At 73.3% G+C, this 16921-nt stretch carries 14 protein-coding genes; 7 read left to right on the top strand and 7 right to left on the bottom strand.

Annotated features, from left to right (window positions below; translation table 11 throughout):
• Positions 1-713: 713 nt before the first annotated feature.
• Positions 714-3248, bottom strand: a complete 2535-nt coding sequence (locus tag IEZ31_RS10280) for an ABC transporter permease (protein WP_190249549.1) — start codon at positions 3246-3248, stop codon at positions 714-716.
• Positions 3249-3287: 39 nt separating this feature from the next.
• On the opposite strand from IEZ31_RS10280, the gene IEZ31_RS10275 reads away from it, so the two are divergent.
• The 3 genes from IEZ31_RS10275 to IEZ31_RS10265 are packed head-to-tail and all read left to right on the top strand — an operon-like array spanning position 3288 to position 4354.
• Entirely contained in the window at positions 3288-3653 is a 366-nt protein-coding gene (locus IEZ31_RS10275; RefSeq protein WP_229834663.1) for a YidH family protein, read from the top strand.
• Positions 3654-3703: 50 nt separating this feature from the next.
• Positions 3704-3985, top strand: coding sequence for a DUF202 domain-containing protein (locus tag IEZ31_RS10270; RefSeq protein ID WP_190249548.1), 282 nt, complete (start codon positions 3704-3706; stop codon positions 3983-3985).
• 27 nt (positions 3986-4012) lie between these two features.
• Complete coding sequence (locus IEZ31_RS10265; protein ID WP_190249547.1) at positions 4013-4354, top strand: PLD nuclease N-terminal domain-containing protein; 342 nt, start codon at positions 4013-4015, stop codon at positions 4352-4354.
• On the opposite strand, the gene IEZ31_RS10260 is transcribed toward IEZ31_RS10265, so the two are convergent.
• Together IEZ31_RS10260 and IEZ31_RS10255 are read right to left on the bottom strand one after the other, a co-directional pair.
• Entirely contained in the window at positions 4329-5237 is a 909-nt protein-coding gene (locus IEZ31_RS10260; RefSeq protein WP_229834620.1) for a diacylglycerol/lipid kinase family protein, read from the bottom strand. The two genes, IEZ31_RS10265 and IEZ31_RS10260, sit on opposite strands and share 26 nt — an antisense overlap.
• Positions 5234-5977: a DUF1206 domain-containing protein gene (locus IEZ31_RS10255; protein ID WP_190249546.1), complete on the bottom strand. Its 744-nt coding sequence runs from the start codon at positions 5975-5977 to the stop codon at positions 5234-5236. Before IEZ31_RS10255 ends, IEZ31_RS10260 begins: the two co-directional genes overlap by 4 nt.
• An 84-nt stretch (positions 5978-6061) precedes the next feature.
• Between IEZ31_RS10255 and IEZ31_RS10250 the strand changes: the two genes are divergently transcribed.
• From IEZ31_RS10250 to IEZ31_RS10240, 3 genes are read left to right on the top strand one after another with little or no spacing between them, the layout of a single operon-like run.
• On the top strand, positions 6062-7483 hold the full coding sequence (locus tag IEZ31_RS10250; RefSeq protein ID WP_190249545.1) for a phosphatase PAP2 family protein: 1422 nt from the start codon (positions 6062-6064) through the stop codon (positions 7481-7483).
• A complete protein-coding gene (locus tag IEZ31_RS10245; RefSeq protein WP_190249544.1) occupies positions 7480-8994 on the top strand; it encodes a phospholipase D family protein in 1515 nt (504 codons plus the stop codon). Before IEZ31_RS10250 ends, IEZ31_RS10245 begins: the two co-directional genes overlap by 4 nt.
• Before the next feature lie 51 nt (positions 8995-9045).
• The gene (locus IEZ31_RS10240) at positions 9046-9726 is read left to right on the top strand and encodes a phosphonatase-like hydrolase (RefSeq protein WP_190249543.1); all 681 of its coding nucleotides are present in this window, start codon (positions 9046-9048) and stop codon (positions 9724-9726) included.
• A 13-nt stretch (positions 9727-9739) separates the two neighbouring features.
• Here the strand turns inward: IEZ31_RS10240 and IEZ31_RS10235 are convergent, their stop codons facing one another.
• From IEZ31_RS10235 to IEZ31_RS10220, 4 genes are all read right to left on the bottom strand, one after another.
• Positions 9740-11362 carry an acetolactate synthase gene (locus IEZ31_RS10235; protein WP_190249542.1) on the bottom strand — a complete coding sequence of 541 codons (1623 nt, stop codon included), beginning with the start codon at positions 11360-11362 and terminating at the stop codon, positions 9740-9742.
• Between the two features lie 19 nt (positions 11363-11381).
• A complete protein-coding gene (locus tag IEZ31_RS10230) occupies positions 11382-13382 on the bottom strand; it encodes an Hsp70 family protein (RefSeq protein ID WP_190249541.1) in 2001 nt (666 codons plus the stop codon).
• A 24-nt stretch (positions 13383-13406) separates the two neighbouring features.
• Complete coding sequence (locus IEZ31_RS56220; RefSeq protein WP_229834616.1) at positions 13407-15380, bottom strand: Hsp70 family protein; 1974 nt, start codon at positions 15378-15380, stop codon at positions 13407-13409.
• Positions 15381-15589: 209 nt separating this feature from the next.
• Complete coding sequence (locus IEZ31_RS10220) at positions 15590-16060, bottom strand: DUF6232 family protein (protein ID WP_190249540.1); 471 nt, start codon at positions 16058-16060, stop codon at positions 15590-15592.
• 64 nt (positions 16061-16124) lie between these two features.
• Here IEZ31_RS10220 and IEZ31_RS10215 point away from each other — a divergent pair, with 64 nt between their 5' ends.
• Complete coding sequence (locus tag IEZ31_RS10215) at positions 16125-16910, top strand: enoyl-CoA hydratase/isomerase family protein (protein WP_190249539.1); 786 nt, start codon at positions 16125-16127, stop codon at positions 16908-16910.
• Positions 16911-16921: the final 11 nt, after the last annotated feature.

Raw genomic sequence — 16921 nt, 5'->3', positions numbered from 1 at the left:
GCGGGAGACTTGCGCCCCACGTTACGGCTCAGCCCGCGCGGTAACAGGGCCGCCACCCGAATGCTACTCATGAGTAGGTTCGGAGTGGCGGTGAAAAGCGTCACCTACCGTGCGCATTCTGGAGCCGGGGGTGGGGGAAATGTCGGAAAAAGCCCAGGCAGTGAAGCCGGCTCAACCACTCTCCGCCGCGGGGGCCCAACACGCTGCGGAAAAGGTCACACACACCACCGCCGCGAGTCGACCTGTGGTCTTGCTGCCGCTCCCCCTCAAGGCTTTCCGGGCCTGAACGCACCTTTGGGCGTTTTATCCCCACCCGCCAAGCTCAAGGAGAGGCGGCCCGGTCCACGGTGATCACCGGAAACGCCGATCACCGCGGACCAGCCCATGATCAATGGAGAGTTCCGGTCGCCATGACAGCCAGAATTCTCCATCGATCACGAAACCCCGGGCTCGATCACCACCTCTATAGAAGCGTCATGAGCCGCTGCGGCGGGCCGTCCCGCGAAACCCCTCCCGCCGGCGGCGTGCGCGGATGCGTGGTCTGCACGCTGGGGGACATAACCGAAATGTCGGATATGTCAGGCGCGCAGCGCCGGACATATCCGGAAGGACGCCCTGGGCACGTCGGGCACGCGGCTGGCGCGACGGAGGCAGTAGGGCGCTCAAACGCCGGCCGTCTCATGATCGTGGGAAAGATCTGGTCGCGCCGTCGGTCAGTCCGCTGCCATCACCGCTGCCACCTCGGTCTTTGCCGCTCGGCGGGCCGGCAGCAGGGCGGCCACGGCGCCGGCCACGGCGGCCAGGGCCACGTACAGGAGCAGTTGTCCGTACGGCAGGACGGGGTGGCCGTGACCATACTGCCGGATCAGGCCGACCGACGCCGCCACCCCCACGAGGACGCCGAAGCCGACGCCCACCACCGCGCCCACCACGGCCATCAGCATGGCCTCCAGGACCAGCATTCCCCGCAGCTGGCCGCGGGACAGGCCCAGCGCCCGCAGCAGGGCCGACTCGCGGGTGCGCTCCAGGACCGACAGCGCCAGCGTGTTGGCGATGCCCGTCAGGCCGATCACAATCGACATGCCCAGCAGGGCCGAGAAGACGCCCAGCTGCTCGTCCAGCGTGCCCGTCACCCTTGCGCGCCACTCGGCCTGACTGGAGACCTGGGTCAGCGGGGCCGAGGACAGCGACGCGTCCACCGCCGCGCGGGACGCCTCGGGGCTCACCCCCCTGGCCGCCTTGACCAGGACCTGGTCGGGGTCGCCGGTGCCGAAGATGGCCGCGTAGTCGCTCCAGTCGACCAGGGCCTGGCCGTCCATCGGGGCGTCGTCGTAGAGGGCGGCCACGCGCAGGGTGCGGGAGCGGACCTCCACCGAGGAGCCCACGCGGGCGCCGATCGCGTCGGCGAAGAAGCGGTTCAGGGCGACCGTGCCGGGCTGCAGGGCCGCCGCCGAGCCGGCCGTGATCTCCGGGCGCAGGACCGTGTCCAGGGCGCCGGGCTCCATCGACCAGACCTCGGCGCGCCGGCCGCCCACGTCGGCGTCGCGGCTACGGGCCGCGGCGACGGCGGCCAGCTCGCTGTGGGAGCGGAGCACCTCGGCCACCGCGAGCGGGACGCGGCGGGCCTGGCCGCCGGGGGTGTAGACGCCGCTGATGATGTAGTCGACCGCGAAGTTCTCGTCGAGCTCCTGCTCGGCCTGGGCGCGGGCGGTGGCCAGCAGCACGCTGAAGACGCTCATGAGGGCCAGGCCGATCATGAGGGCGCTGGTGGTGGCGGCGACGCGCTTCGGGTTGCGCAGGGCGTTGGTGACGGCCAGGCGGGCCGGGGCGCCCAGGAGGCGGGCCGGGAGCCAGCCGGCCCAGGAGGTCAGGCGGGAGACGATGAGCGGCGAGGCGATCACGATGCCGGTGAAGACCGCGATCGCGCCGGCGAAGACGATGGGCACGCCGTTGAAGCCGGGGACCCGGGTGCCGAACAGCATGAGCAGGCCGCCGCCGGCGGCGATCACCCCGGCGACGATCGTGCGCAGCGGGCGGCGACCGGGGACGGCGGCCTCCAGGGTGGTGGCGCGCAGCGCGGCCAGCGGCGGGATGCGGGAGGCGGTGACGGCGGGCAGGAGCGAGGCGACGACGGTGAAGAACGTGCCGGCGCACACGCCGACCAGGACCGTCGTCGGGGTGACGATGAGCCGGTCGACGCGCACCCCGCTGCCGACCGTGTTGCGGCCGATGAGCAGGCCCTCGCCCACGACGGTGCTCACGAGCAGCCCGCCCAGCGAGGCGACGACGCCGACGACGACCGCCTCGAGCACGACCGAGCCGAAGATCTGCGGCCGCGAGGCGCCGACGCAGCGCAGCAGGGCCAGCTCGCGGACCCGCTGGGCGACCAGGATGGCGAACGTGTTGTAGATGACGAACACCGAGACGGCGAGCGCGATGAGGCCGAAGCCGAAGATGACGACGAGGAACCCGTCGACGTACTTCGCCGCGGCCACCGCGTAGTCGGCCCGCACCTCGTCGCCGGTCAGCACCCGCGCCCGGCCGCCGAGCTTCGACTGGAGGCGGTCGGCGAGCTCGCGCTGGGTGACGCCGGGCGAGGCGGAGACGACCACCTCGGCGTAGCCGTCGGCACCGGTCAGCGTGCGCATGTCGGCCGGGGTGAGCGCGGCGACGGTCAGGCCCGCGAACCGCTTGTTGGCCCCGAGGTCCATGATCCCGACCAGGTCCAGGGCGACCGGCTGCTGGTCGGGCCCGACGACGGAGACGCGCTGCCCGACCTTGAAGCCGTAGATCTCGGCGGTCGTGTCGTCGATCGCGACCTCGCCGGGGCGGGCGGGCAGGCGGCCCGCGCCGACGTCATACATCGACAGGTGCCCGTCGCCGGGCGTCGACAGCGCCCAGCCGATCCGGCCCAGGTTGGAGATGAGCCGGCCCTTCGGGTCGAGCATGGGCAGCCGCTCGGCCATCCGGCCGTCGGCGTGCGCGACGCCGGGCACCGCCCGCACGTCGTCGAGGATGCCGTCGTCGAGACGCCGCGAGGTCTCGGCGAAGCTGACCGCGTTGGAGGTGCCGACCGAGGCGTCGACGTTCTTGGCGGCGCGCGCCAGGTCGTCGAAGAACGCCGCCTTGGCCGTGTCGCCATACACCAGCGTGCCGGCCAGGAACCCGACACCGATCATGATTGCCGTGGCAGTCAGCAGCAGCCGCAGCTTGTGCGCGCGGAGTCCGGCGAAAGTTGTTCGCAGCATCGCGCGAGACTGTACCGAGGGAGTCTGACAATCATGTCCGTGTGGGCAATGATCCGACGCTGGTTCGACCCCGCCGAGGTCCGCTCGGAGGGGACCACGCCGGACTACCGGTTCTCGCTGGCCAACGAGCGCACGTTCCTCGCCTGGCTGCGCACCGCGCTCGCCCTCGTCGGCGGCGGGCTGGCTGTTGCCCAGTTCCTGCCGGGACACCGGCTACGCCTGGTGATCGCGGTGTCGCTGTTCGCGCTGGGCGCGCTGGTCGCGCTGCGCGGGGTGGACCACTGGTCCCGCAGCGAGCGGGCGATGCGGCTGGGTGAGGCGCTCCCCCCGTCGCGTTTCCCCGCGATTCTCGCCCTGGTGATCACCCTCGGCGCCACCGCCCTCCTGATCGCGACCCTCGTATGAACCGAGCGACCCTATGAACGGAGCGGCCCTGTGAACGGAGCGGCCCACGCATGAACGGAGCAGCCCACGAGCGCACGGTCCTCGCCTGGCGGCGGACCCTGGTGAGCGTCACCGTCGTGGCACTGTTGCTCGGAAGGCTCGCCGTGGTCGAGCTCGGAGCCGGGCCGGCCGCCGTCGCCCTCACCGCGACCGCCGTCGTGTGGTCGGCCGCCGTGGTCGTCATCCAGCGCCGTTCGGCCCGGGTGGCTACCCCCATCGGGAGGACCTTGCCCGCGATGGTCGCGCTGATCCTGCTGTACTGCGTGATGGGCACCCTCTTGCTGGTGTCATGAGCCCGTTTGCTGAGTCATCATGGCGGCATGGGACGCGCACTGCCCTTCCTGATCGTGCTGGTCGCGACGCTGGTCGCGCTCATCGACTGCCTGTCCTCGGAACGTGAGGACATCCGCGGGCTCCCCCGGCCCGTCTGGGTCCTCGCCATCCTCCTGCTGCCCGTCGTCGGTCCGATCGCGTGGTTCTTCTCCGGGCGACCGGTCTCGCTCGAACGGGCGGGGGTGGCGAGCCGGGCCACCAAGCGGCCCACGGCGCCGGACGACGACCCGGAGTTCCTGCGCGGCATCGACACAACGCAGTCACGCAACGACGCTGAGCTGCTGCGCCGCTGGGAGGAAGACCTCAAACGCCGGGACGACGAGAAGTAGTCGCGCCCGGCACACAGAGCAGCAGCGCGCCCGGCCGGACCCGGGCGACGAGGCGGCGTGCGGGCGCGACGACGTCGCCGTCGAGTTCGCGCGGCTCCTCCCGGCCGGTGCGGACCTCGACCGAGCGGGCCCGGAACGTTTCAAGCCGCGGCGGCCGCTCGCGCCGCCGCAGGACACCCCACGCGAGCTTGGCCCAGTCGGTGAGGTGGCGCGGGGAGAGCACGGCGACGTCCAGCCAGCCGTCGTCGACATGGGCGTCGGGCAGGAGCGGGATGCCGCCCTGCAGCCGCCCGACGTTGGCGACCAGCACGGTGCTCGCCCGGCGGCGCAGCCACGGCCCGTCGTCCAGCCGGATCCGCAGCCGCATCCGGCGCCGGCGCAGGTTGCGCAGCCCGGTCACCACGTACGCGACCCAGCCGAACCGGGCCTTGCGGTCATCCGGGGTCTCACCCACCATCGCGGCGTCGAACCCCATCCCCGCCATCACCGTGAACGTGCCCGCGTCCTCGACGACGCCGACGTCGATGCGGCGCCGCTCCCCGCCGGTCGCCACCGCCAGCGCCGCGGCCACGTCCCGGGTGACGCCGACGTTGGTGGCCAGCAGGTTGCCGGTGCCGGAGGGGATGAGCGCGAGGGCGACGTCGGTGCCGGCGAGCACGGACGCGACCGCCATGACGGTGCCGTCGCCGCCGCAGGCCAGCACGACTTCGACCCCCGCCTCGACGGCCTGCTCGGCCATGCCGCAGCCCGGGTCGTCGGGGGTGGTCTCCAGCCAGAGCGGCTCGGCCCACCCGGCCGCGGCCAGCACCGAGCAGATCTCCGCGCGGCGTCCTTCGAGATCGACGACCTTCGAGGGGTTGACGATGACGGCCGACGTCGTCACGAGCCGGCCTTGCGGTACCGGACCTGGAAGACGCAGTAGACGGCGAACGCGGCCAGGCCGAGCGCGATGGCCAGCAGGAGGAACTTGCCGTAGGGCTGCCCGGCGACCGTGTGCAGCGCCGCGTCCAGCCCCCGCGACTTGCCGGGGTCGTTCTTGACGGCGGCCTCGACCAGCAGGTAGCCCGCGATGCCGAACGCCACGCCCTTGGCCGCGTAGCCGACCTGCCCGGCCCGGATCGCCGCGCTGCGCGACCGTCCCCCGCCGAACTCCAGCTTGCGCTCGAACTTGCGTTTCAGGCCGTACCACAGCATCCCGATCCCGAAGGCCAGCACCCCGAGGCCGACCAGCCCGACCAGCCACACCCCCGCCGGCTTGGCCATCAGCCCGGCGGTGGCCTGTTGCTGCTGCTGGGCGCTGGACTGCGGCGCGCCGGTGACGACCTTGCCGGCGGTGAACGCCAGAACCAGGTAGACGATCACCCGGGCCGCCGAGAAGACACGCTCCGCGATCCGGTGCTTGCCCTGCGTGTCACGGTGGCCCCAGATCGCCAGGACGGCCTGCCAGATCGCCAGCGCCACCAGGCAGGCGATGACGAACCACAGCAGCAGCTCGCCGAACGGCTGCTCGGCCAGGGTCCGGAACGCGCCCGACTGGTCGCCCTCCGCCGACCTGCCCAGCGCGATCTGCGCCGCCACCCAGGCCAGCGCCAGGTGCAGCAGCCCGTAGCCGACGAAGCCCACGCGGCTGAGGTTCCGTAACGCGGGGGAAGCGGTATTCACGGCGGTCATGTTGGGTGATTCCCCAAACTGGGCATGGGTGCAAACGTGAGGAACGATCGGGCCGCTCTGCGAAGAATGGCCGGATTCGGCGCCGCGGCCCTGCTGTTCAGCCTGCTGGTCATCGCGGTCCGGGTCCGGTGGGTACCCCTGGAGTCCGTCGACCGCGGCCTCGCCGAACGGCTCAACGCCGTGGTGGCGCCCAGCGACCTCCTCGTCCAGCTGATGGGCGGCATCTCCCGCCTGGGCAGCTTCGGCGTGCTGTTCTGGCTGGTCGCCATCGGGACCACCCTGCTGGCCGTCCGCCGGCAGTGGAAGCTCGCCGCGTTCCTGGTCGTCGCGGCCGTCGGCGGCCTCGTTCTCGACCCCACGCTGAAGCTGGCCATCGGCCGCCTGCGCCCGGTCGTCGAGCAGCCGATCGCGCACGGCGGCGGCAACAGCTTCCCGAGCGGGCACTCGCTGAACTCGCTCATCTGTTACGCCGCGCTGCTGGTCGTCTTCCTGCCGGTGCTCCGCGAGCGGTGGCGCCGGCCGGTCCTGGTCGCGGTGGGCGCGCTCGTCGTGCTGGTCGGGTTCAGCCGCCTGGCGCTCGGCGTGCACTTCCTGTCCGACGTCGTCGGGGCCTGGTCGCTGGGCGTCGCCTGGCTCGGGCTCTGCGTCACGGCGTTCGAGCTCCTGCGGTACCACGAGGGCGAACGCGTCACCGAACCGCTCGACGAGGGCCTGGAGCCCGAGGCCGCCGACGACCTGCGCCCGGTCGAGCCCCACGACCGTTCGGGCAACCACGCCGTCCGCATTGCCGCCGGCGCGCTCGTCGCCTGGGTGTTCGGGTTCGGCGCCCTGGTGGCGCTCGGCCTGCCCCTGGCCCGCCACGAGGGCGGCAACGGCAACGTGCTGTGGGACAGTACGGTCCCGCAATGGTTCGCGGAGCACCGCCGCGGCTGGCTCGGCGAGGTCAGCCTCGTCGGCAGCGAGGTCGGCAACACCCACGCGATCCTGGCGATCGGCCTGGCGCTCGGCGCGATCGCGCTGGCCGCGATCCGCCGCTGGCGGCCGGTCGTGTTCCTGCTCGCGGTCATGTTCGGCGAGCTGACCCTGTTCCTCGCCTCGGCCGCGGTCGTGGGGCGGGCGCGGCCGGACGTCGAGAACATGGACGGCCCGATGCCCACCTCCAGCTTCCCGTCGGGCCACGTCGCGGCGACCATCTGCATCTGGGTGGTGGCAGCGGTACTGCTGGTGCCGCGCACGACCACGAAATGGCGGTGGCTGTTCGTGGCCGCCGCCGTCGTGATGCCCCTGTGGGTCGCCGTCGCCCGGATGTACCGCGGCATGCACCACCCGACCGACATCCTCGGCAGCTGCCTGCTGGCCGGCCTGTGGGTGGCCGCCCTGGTCCGGCTGATCCGCCCGAACCAGGACCTGGCCGAGACGGCCGCCGACCGGGAGCGCGAGAAGGTCGGCGCACGGTGAGCGACTGGTTCCTCACCGAGGACGAGCGCGGCAACCCGCACACCCGCCTGCTCCCGTGGACGGACGGCAACGCGGTCCGGCCGCTCGTCGACGGCCGCGCGTACTACGCCGAGCTCCTCCCCGCCGTGAACCGCATGGTGCGGGGCGACCTGCTGCTCTTCACCGACTGGCGGGGCGACCCCGACGAGCGGCTCGGCGCCGGCGACGAGACGATCTCGCGGGTCCTGTGCGCCGCCGCCGAGCGCGGGGTGGTCGTCAAGGGCCTGGTCTGGCGCTCGCACTGGGACCGCCTCCAGTTCAGCGAGGAGGAGAACCAGCACCTCGGCGACGCGATCGAGGCCGCCGGCGGCGAGTGCCTGCGCGACATGCGGGTGCGGGCGGGCGGCTCCCACCACCAGAAGTTCGTCGTGCTGCGCCACCCCGGCCGCCCGTCGCTCGACGTCGCCTACGTCGGCGGCATCGACCTCTGTCACGGCCGGGGCGACGACAGCCAACACTCCGGCGACCCGCAGGCGGTGGCCATCGCACCCGTCTACGGCGACCGCGCGCCCTGGCACGACGTCCAGCTGGAGCTGCGCGGCCCGGTCGTCGGCCAGGTCGAGGCGACGTTCCGGGAGCGCTGGGAGGACCCGGCCCCGCTGTCGCGCAACCCGTTCTTCGTGCTGCACGACAAGCTGTTCCACGAGGACACGCACGCCGACCCGCTGCCGGCGCAGCTGCCCGACCCGGCCCCGGCCGGCGACCTCAGCGTCCAGCTGCTGCGCACCTACCCGTACCGCCGCCGGGGTTACCCCTTCGCCCCCGAGGGCGAGCGCACGGTGGCCCGCGGCTACCGCAAGGCCGTCGCGCGGGCCGAGCAGCTCATCTACCTGGAGGACCAGTACCTCTGGTCACCCCAGGTGGCCGGCTGCTTCGCCGACGCCCTGCGCGAGCACCCCGGCCTGCACCTGGTCGCCGTGGTGCCGCGCTACCCGGACCAGCCCGGCGCACTGGGCCGGTTCCCGCAGCTGTACGGCCGGGAACGCGCCCTGTCGATGCTGCACAACGCCGGCGGGGACCGGCTGCACGTCTTCAGCCCGGAGAACGCCGACGGCACCCCGATCTACGTGCACGCCAAGGTCTGCGTGGTGGACGACACGTGGGCGACGGTGGGCTCCGACAACGTCTCCCTGCGATCGTGGACCCACGACTCGGAGCTCACCTGCGCCGTCCTCGACCCGACCGGCGCCTACGCCCGCGACCTGCGCCTACGCCTGGCCCGCGAGCACCTCGGCCACGACGACGTGCCGGACGACCCGCTCGCCGCCGTGGAGGAGTTCGAGTCCTCGGCCCGCGCGCTGGAGGCCTGGCACGCGGCGGGCCGGCGGGGCCCGCGCCCACCGGGCCGCCTCCGCCCGTACGAGTCACCCCACCTCTCGGCGTGGACGTCCCGTTGGTCGTCGCTGGTGTACCGCACGGTCCACGACCCCGACGGCCGCCCCCGCACGATGCGACGGGCCGGTAGCTTCTAGGCGTTTTGTGCCGTTCACCGAATCGCCGCTTGAGCGTGCTCCCATTGCGCGATGACAGCGTGGCAACTCGCCTGCATCGACATGGCAGGCACGACGGTGCGTGACGACGGCCTGGTGGAACAGGCCTTCACGGTGGCCTTCGCCGGCGAGGGTGTGGCGCCCGGCACCCCGCAGCACGAACGGATGCTCGCTGTCGTCCGCAAGACCATGGGCCAGAGCCGCATCGAGGTGTTCCGCCTGCTGCTCGACGGCGACGAGGAGCGGGCGCAGGCCGCCAACGAGACGTTCGAGGAGGCCTACGGCCTGCTCGTCGACGAGGGCGCGGTGCTGCCGATCCCCGGCGCGATCGAGGCGATCAAGGCGCTGCGCGCCAGCGGGATCAAGGTGGCGCTCACGACCGGGTTCGCGCGGGCCACGCAGGAGGCCATCATCGACGCGCTCGGCTGGTGGGGGCAGGTCGACCTGGTGCTCTCCCCCGCCGACGCCGGCCGTGGGCGGCCGTTCCCCGACTTCATGCTCGTGTCGGCCCTGAAGCTCGGCGTCGAGGACGTGCGGCGGATGGTCGTCGTCGGCGACACCCCGCTCGACCTGATCGCCGGCCAGCGGGCCGGGGCGGGCCTGCTGGTCGGCGTGCTGACCGGCGCGGGCGACCGCCAGGCCCTGATGGCGGCGGGCGCCCACGAGGTCATCGGCTCGATCGGGTCGCTTCCTCGGCTGCTCGGGCTCGAGTAGGGCCGAGGAACGTTCAGGCCAGGACCGACGAGCGCGGGTAGGCGTCCTCGGGGTCGGTGAGCACGTTCACGAGGTACGGCACGCCCGCGTCGAACGCCCGGGTCAGCGCGCCGGCCAGGTCGCCCGGCTTCTCGACCGTCTCGCCGGCGCCGCCGAGCGCCTTGACGACGTCGTCGTAGCGCAGGCCGGGCTGGAGGTCGGCGGCGACGTCGTAGCCGTACATGTTGCGCATCGGGTGCTTCTCCAGGCCCCAGATGCCGTTGTTGCCGACCACGATGACGACCGGCAGGTCCTGGCGGACCAGCGACTCGACGTCCATGAGCGAGAAGCCGGCCGCGCCGTCGCCCATGAGCACGCAGATCTGCCGGGACGGGTACGTGATCCGGGCGCCCATCGCGTAGCCCATGCCGGTGCCGAGGCAGCCGTACGGGCCCGGGTCGAGCCAGGTGCCGGGGCGGGCCGGCTCGAGGTACTTGCCGGCGTAGGAGACGAAGTCGCCGCCGTCGCCGATGGTCACCGCGTCGTCGGCGAGGACCTTGCGCAGCTCGCCGTAGACCCGGCTGGGCTTGATCGGGTCGGCGTCCGCCTCCAGCGCGGCCGTCTCCTTGGCCTTCGCCAGGTTCTCCGCGTCGCGCAGGGTGGCGATCCACGGCTCGTGGTCGGCCACCAGCCCGGAGTACGACGCGAACGCCGAGAGGATCAGGCGCAGGTCACCCGCCGGCGCGGCGGCCGGGCTGACGTGCGAGGCCTTCTGCGACGGGGCGTCGGTGACGTGCACGACCTGGGCGCTGCCGAAGTCGCCGAAGTTGAGCCGGAAGTCGAGCGGGGTGCCGATCACGGCGATCACGTCGGCGCCGCCGAACGCGGCCTTGCGGGCGCGGGCGAAGGCGAGCGGGTGGTCGGGCGGGAGCGTGCCGCGGCCCATGCCGTTGGCGAACACGGGGATGCGCAGCGCCTCGGCGGCCTCCCGCAGCGCGGCGGTGGCGTCGCCGGTCCAGACGTCCGATCCCGCGATGATCACCGGCCGCTCGGCCGCACCGAGCAGGCTGACCGCGCGCTGGACCTCCTCGGGATCCGCTTCACTCGACGGTACCGCCGGAGCATCCGCCGCATCGATGCCGTCCGCGGTGGAGAAGACCACCTCGAGCGGCAGGTCGACGAAGACCGGTCCGCGGTGCGGGGTCAGCGCGGTGAGGGCGGCGGCCTGCAGGCGCGCGTACACCTCGTCGGTCGAGAAGATGGTCTCGGCGTGCTTGGTGACCGCCCGCACGATGGGGAGGTGGTCCATCTCCTGGAGGCTGCCCGAGCCCCAGCGGAACTGCGGGGCGCGGCCGCCGAGCACGACGATCGGGGCGCCGTTGAACATCGCGCTGGTGAGCCCGGAGACGCCGTTCGTCACGCCCGGCCCGGCGGTGAGGACGGCGAGGCCGGGGCGGCGCTGCAGCTTGGCGACGGCCTCGGCGGCGAACACGGCGGACTGCTCGTGCCGCACGTCGACGATCCGCACACCGGCCTTCTTGGCCGCGTCGTACAGCGGGAAGACGTGCCCACCGGAGAGCGTGAACATCTCGGCGACCCCGAAGCTCCGCAGCGCCGCCAGCGCCAGGTCTCCGCCGTGCCCGTCGATCAGCGTCATGCGCGAATGCTACTCATATTCACCGTCCCGTGCTGTCGATCCACCCGTTGACGGGCGGGGGCCACTCGTCGGTGGTGAGGTAGTAGGCCACGTACCCCGCGGTGAGCGGCGTGACGACCAGCAGCACGGTGACGAACAGGCCAAGCATGAAGCGGGCGAACGGGCCGCGCTTGCGCCGATACGGCTCGCGCGGGGCGGGCCGGCTCGGCTTTGCCGGCTGGGCGATGCGGGTCGGGACCGGCTCCGGGTCGAGGCGCAGCGGCATGCCCCGCTCGTCGTAGCGGGTGGCCGGCTCGGGCGGGACGGCCGGGGACACCGGGCGGCCGGAGGCGACGCCGGCCTGGTACACGGGGCCGGCCTTCGGCGGTTGCTGCTGGCCGGAGCGGTAGGTCTGCCCGCCGCGCGGCGGGTTGGCGGGCGGGGCGCTGCTCGGCGGCTGGCCCCAGCTCGCGGGTGGCTGGCTGTAGCTCGCCGGCGGGGCGCTGCTGGGCGGCGGGGCGTAGGTTGCCGGCGGGCCGCTCGCGGGTGGGGCGCTCATCGGTGGCTGGCCGTACGTTGCCGGTGGCGCCGACACCGGGCCGCCCTGTGCGTAGGCGCCCGGCGGGGCCGAGACCGGCGGTGCGGCGAAGTTCCCGGGTGGCGGCGTCGAGTAGCCGCCCCCGCCCGGCGGCGGGGCCGACACCGGATGGGCGGGCGACGAGCCGCTCGACACCGGGGTGCCGGAGACCGGCGTGATATCGGGGGCGTCCGGCCACAGCGGCTCGGCGACCGGCGGGCCGCTCGACGGCGGGGCCGACACCGGGCCGGCGGGCACGGCGACCGGGCTGACGGGCTGACCCACCGGCGGCTGAGCCGGTGGCGGGGGCGGCGCGTCGAATCCGGGAAGGCGCGGGAAGAGGCCCGTCGACGGGCCCGGGACCGGCGGCGCGGCGCTGGCCGGGGTGGCCGTGAAGCCGGCGAGCGTGCCGCCCTCGGCGACGACGAGCTCGGGCTGCTCGATGGCGACCGGAGCGTTCCCGAGCTCGCGGTGCAGCAACGTCGCCACCAGGGGCATCCGGCTGGAGCCGCCGACGAGGAACACGCCGGCGATGCGGTCCTGGGCGAGCTGCGACCAGCGGATGACGCCCTGGGTCACCCGGACCGTCTGCTTGATCAGCGGCTGGGCCAGCCGCTCCAGCTCCTCCCGGGTCAGGTGGACGTCGCGGTTGAGCAGCGGGATGTTCAGGTCGGCGGCCGGCTGGCGGGACAGCCGCTCCTTGGCCACGCGGGCGTCGTCCCACAGCATCCGGCGGTGGCGGCGGTCCTCGATGGTCGCCGGCTGCATCAGGCGCTGCCAGCCCTCGGGGGCCTCCGGGGCGCAGATCGTGCCGAAGTGGGCGACGATCGCGTTGTCGACGTCGATGCCGCCGATGTCGTCGCGGCCGTCGACGGCGAGCACCTCGAAGCCCTCGGCGGTGCGGGCGACGACGCTGGCGTCGAACGTGCCCGCGCCGAAGTCGTGCACGACGACGACCGAGCCGACCGGCACGTCGTGGCCGAGGACCTGGGTGAAGTACGCGGCGGCGGCGACCGGCTCGGGCACCATCCGCACGTTGCCCAGCCCGGCGGCGGCCGCCGCGTCGGAGATCACCAGCCGGCGGGTCGCGCCCCACGACGCCGGGCAGGTCACGGTGACGTCCGGCGGGGCGCCGCCGACGGTGCGGGTCCACTCGTCGTACACCCGCCGCAGCACGGCGGCGACCAGCTCGCCGACCGGCAGCTCGCGGTCGCCGAGCAGCACCGTGCCCTCGTCGATGCGCCGCTTCGGGTTGGGCTCGAAGCGCGCCGGCTCCCGCCGCGCGCTGTGCACCGCGTCGCGGCCGACGACGATCGTCCCGTCGGGCTCGGCGTAGACGGCCGAGGGCAGCAGCGGCGAGCCGTCGAACAGCAGCGGACGCGAGCGCCCGTCCGGCCACCGCACCACCGCGACGGTGTTGGAGGTGCCGAAGTCGACACCGAGCCGGATCCCTGGCGTAGGCATGCCCTGGAGTCTAGGCCGCGGGCACTACCCGGCCGCGCCCTCGGCCGCGTCGCCCACGGGTGGCGGCGGCGTGCTCTTCGGGGGCTTGGGCGGTTTCGGCGGCCGGCGGACCCACGCCCGGGCGCTCGGCAGCAGCAGCAACAGCGACGAGGTCAGGAACGCGACGGCCATGATCTGGACGGCGATCTGCGAGTACGAGTTGAACACCGCCACCACGGCGAACAACATGCACAGCCCCAGCGGGTACCACAGGTGGCCCCTCTTTCCCCGCCGCAGCCACCGGGCGGCGTGGATCAGCAGGGACGCGAGGATCACGCAGAGGACGGCGGTGGTCAGCGAGTCCTGCTGCATGGCGTCCCACTCGGCCCGCGGCGTCGGGTCGGTCGGTGGCTGGTCGATCACCCCAAGGATGACCGCGAACGGCAGGACGATGAACAGCAGCACCGCGTACAGCGTCATGAACCCGGCCGGCACCCGGATGGTCCACGGCGGCGGCCGCCACGGGATCGGCGGCACCATCGGCACCACGGGCATCACCGGCACGTAGACGGGCTGCGGGACGTACACCACCTGCGGCGGCGGCGCGTACATCGGCTGCGGATACATCGGCGGGCCGGGCCGCGGCGGCATCGGCCGGCCGTGCATCGGCGGCGGCGAGACCGGGTGCCGCTGGGCGGGCGGGCTCATCGGCCGGACCTGACCACTGGCCGGGCTCACCGGGCTGATCGGGACCGGCAGCGCCGGGTTCGCGGCGGCCGGCGGGGCCGGAACGGGCGGCGCGGGGCTGGTCGCGGCCGGCGGCACCGGGCTGCCGGTGACGTGCGGCGAGGGGCCGGCGTGGATCGGGCTGCCGGTGGTGAGCGGTGCCGCGCCGGGCAGGACCTGGCCGCCGGTGACGTGCGGCGGGCGGACGGCGGATGCCTTCCTCGGGCGCGGCGGGACGGCGGGGCCGACGAGCACGCTGCCCTCGGCGACGACCAGCTCCGGCTGCTCGATCATCACCGGCGCGCGGCCGAAGGCGCGGTGCAGCTCGGTGGCGACCAGCGGGATCTGGCTGGCCCCGCCGACCAGGAAGATCCCGGCGAGCTGGTCGGACGTGACCTTCGACAGGCGGACCGTCTCGGTGAGGACCCGCACCGAGCGCTCCACGAGCGGGCGGGCGGCGGCCTCGAACTCCTCGCGCGTGAGGGGCACGTCGAGATCGAGGAGCGGCACCAGTACCGTCACCGCCGACGTCCGGGAGAGCCGCTCCTTCGCCTCGCGGGCCTCGTCACGCAGCACCCGGGCGGCCCGCGCCTCCTCGATCGACTCCGGCGCGGTGAGGCGCCGCCAGCCGTCGGCCGGCACCGACCGCCCGATCAGGGTGAGCACGGCCTCGTCGAAGTCGAGCCCGCCGAGGTCGTCGCGGCCGCCGACGGAGCGGACCTCGAAGCCCTCCGCGGTGCGGGCGACGACGCTGCCGTCGAAGGTCCCGGCGCCCAGGTCGTACACGACGACGGACGAACCGACCGGCACCATGTGCTTGAGGACCCGGACGAAGTACGTCGCGGCGGCCACGGGCTCGGGGACCAGGGCGGGATCGGGAAGGCCGGCCGCCAGCACCGCATCCGACAACGCCTTGCGCCGGGTGGCGGCCCAGCCGGCCGGGTGGGTCACCGTGACCGCGGACGGCGGCCCGCCGGCGGTGCGGCTGAACTCGGCGAGGACCCGCTCGAAGACCGCGACCATCAGATCCTGGACGGCGACGCTCCGCTCGCCGAGGAGCACGGTGCCGTCGTCGATGCGCCGCTTCGGGTTGGGCTCGAACTGCGACGGCTCCCGCCGCGCGCTGTGGACTGCGTCACGCCCGACGACGAGCGCGGTCTCGTCCGCCGGCCCGAACACGGCGGAGGGCAGCAGCGGCGACCCGTCGAACAGCAGTGGCCGCACCCGCCCGTCCGGCCAGCGGGCGACCGCCACGGTGTGCGACGTACCGAAGTCGACACCCAAGGCCACCATGCCCGCGAGTGTAGGCCCTGCCCTGCCGATCAGACCGGCCCGCGGCTAAGGCCTGTTGCATCACTGGGGTCGGAGCGAGGCGGAGTCCAGATTTCGCCTGGCGTCGCCCCGCGGAAGCCTGGCTACCGGTGTTGTAACCCGGCTTTCGCGGGGTGGCGCCAGACGGAAAACTGGGCCCGCCGCAGCCCGCCCCAGTGATGCAACAGGCCTTAGGCCGCCTGTTCGACCGCCCGCTGCAGGGCTCGGTAGATCTGACCGAACTTCGGGGAGTCGGTGGTCGAATAGATCATTATCTCTCCGCCGCCGGTGCGCACCCAGATCTCGTGCACGCCCTTGCCGTGGTCGTGGGCGCGATCGAGCAGGTCGAGCAGCCCTTCGACGCTGAACGCGACGATGCCGCCGATGACCACCACGCCGAGGATGCCGCCGGCGATGTGCATCGTCCGCTCCTCACCCGAGAAGTCGATCCGGCGGGCGAGCAGGCCGGCGCCGACCAGCAGGCCGATGACGACGACCACCGCCCCGCCGCGGGTGAACAGCATGTAGAGGCCGTGCCGGAGCCGGCCGGTCCGGCGGTGCCAGACGTAGTCGAGGCTGTGCAGCGGATACCAGGCGGTGTCGACTTGCACACCGCCGGAGCTGACGTGCACCACGTTGTCGCGGTAGTAAGTGGTAGCCATCGCATCTCTGACGGTACGCCGGAATACGCTGCGGGCAACGACAACGACGTTGAGGAGACACTGGATGACCGAGAAGCAGACCCCGCTCGTCCAATTGGAGATTGCCGATGGCATCGGCACGATCCGCCTGGACCGTCCGCCGATGAACGCGCTGAACACGCAGGTCCAGGAGGAGCTGCGGGACGCCGCGCGGCAGTTCTCCGCGGACCCGGAGGTCCGGGCCGTGGTCATCTACGGCGGCCCGAAGGTCTTCGCGGCCGGCGCCGACATCAAGGAGATGGCCCTGATGGGCTACTCCGCGATGGCCGCGCGGGCCCAGAACCTCAGCAGCGCCTTCGACGCCGTCGCCCGCATCCCCAAGCCGGTCGTGGCGGCGATCAACGGGTACGCCCTGGGCGGCGGCTGCGAGCTCGCCCTCACCGCCGACTGGCGGGTGGCCGCCGCCGACGCGACCCTGGGCCAGCCCGAGATCACGCTCGGCATCATCCCGGGCGCGGGCGGCACGCAGCGCCTCGCCCGCCTGATCGGCCCGGCCCGCGCGAAGGACCTGGTCATGTCGGGCCGCTTCGTGAAGGCCGAGGAGGCGCTCGCGATCGGCCTGGTCGACAAGGTGGTCCCGGCCGAGGAGGTGTACTCGACGGCGGTCGAGATGGTCCGCCGCTACGTCGACGGCCCGGCCCTGGCCCTGCGCGCCGCGAAGCTGGCCGTGGACGGCGGCCTGGACCTGGACCTGGCGTCGGCGCTGCGCTGGGAGAGCGAGCTGTTCGCGGCGCTGTTCGCGACGGAGGACAAGGCGGAGGGCATGAACGCCTTCGTCGAGAAGCGCAAGCCGAAGTTCACGGGCCGCTAGCGCGCCGGCAC

It is taken from the genome of Dactylosporangium sucinum (assembly GCF_014647515.1).
Classification (GTDB): domain Bacteria; phylum Actinomycetota; class Actinomycetes; order Mycobacteriales; family Micromonosporaceae; genus Dactylosporangium; species Dactylosporangium sucinum.
Note: the sequence above shows the minus strand (reverse complement) of the source record. Positions and strands in the feature narration are given on the sequence as shown.

What these genes read in the sequence shown, in the direction of transcription:
- IEZ31_RS10280 (WP_190249549.1), bottom strand. Translation starts at nt 3,248, where the DNA reads ATGCTGCGAACAACTTTCGCCGGACTCCGCGCGCACAAGCTGCGGCTG.
- IEZ31_RS10270 (WP_190249548.1), top strand. Translation starts at nt 3,704, where the DNA reads ATGAACGGAGCAGCCCACGAGCGCACGGTCCTCGCCTGGCGGCGGACC.
- IEZ31_RS10265 (WP_190249547.1), top strand. Translation starts at nt 4,013, where the DNA reads ATGGGACGCGCACTGCCCTTCCTGATCGTGCTGGTCGCGACGCTGGTC.
- IEZ31_RS10240 (WP_190249543.1), top strand. Translation starts at nt 9,046, where the DNA reads ATGACAGCGTGGCAACTCGCCTGCATCGACATGGCAGGCACGACGGTG.
- IEZ31_RS10235 (WP_190249542.1), bottom strand. Translation starts at nt 11,362, where the DNA reads ATGACGCTGATCGACGGGCACGGCGGAGACCTGGCGCTGGCGGCGCTG.
- IEZ31_RS10230 (WP_190249541.1), bottom strand. Translation starts at nt 13,382, where the DNA reads ATGCCTACGCCAGGGATCCGGCTCGGTGTCGACTTCGGCACCTCCAAC.
- IEZ31_RS56220 (WP_229834616.1), bottom strand. Translation starts at nt 15,380, where the DNA reads ATGGTGGCCTTGGGTGTCGACTTCGGTACGTCGCACACCGTGGCGGTC.
- IEZ31_RS10220 (WP_190249540.1), bottom strand. Translation starts at nt 16,060, where the DNA reads ATGGCTACCACTTACTACCGCGACAACGTGGTGCACGTCAGCTCCGGC.
- IEZ31_RS10215 (WP_190249539.1), top strand. Translation starts at nt 16,125, where the DNA reads ATGACCGAGAAGCAGACCCCGCTCGTCCAATTGGAGATTGCCGATGGC.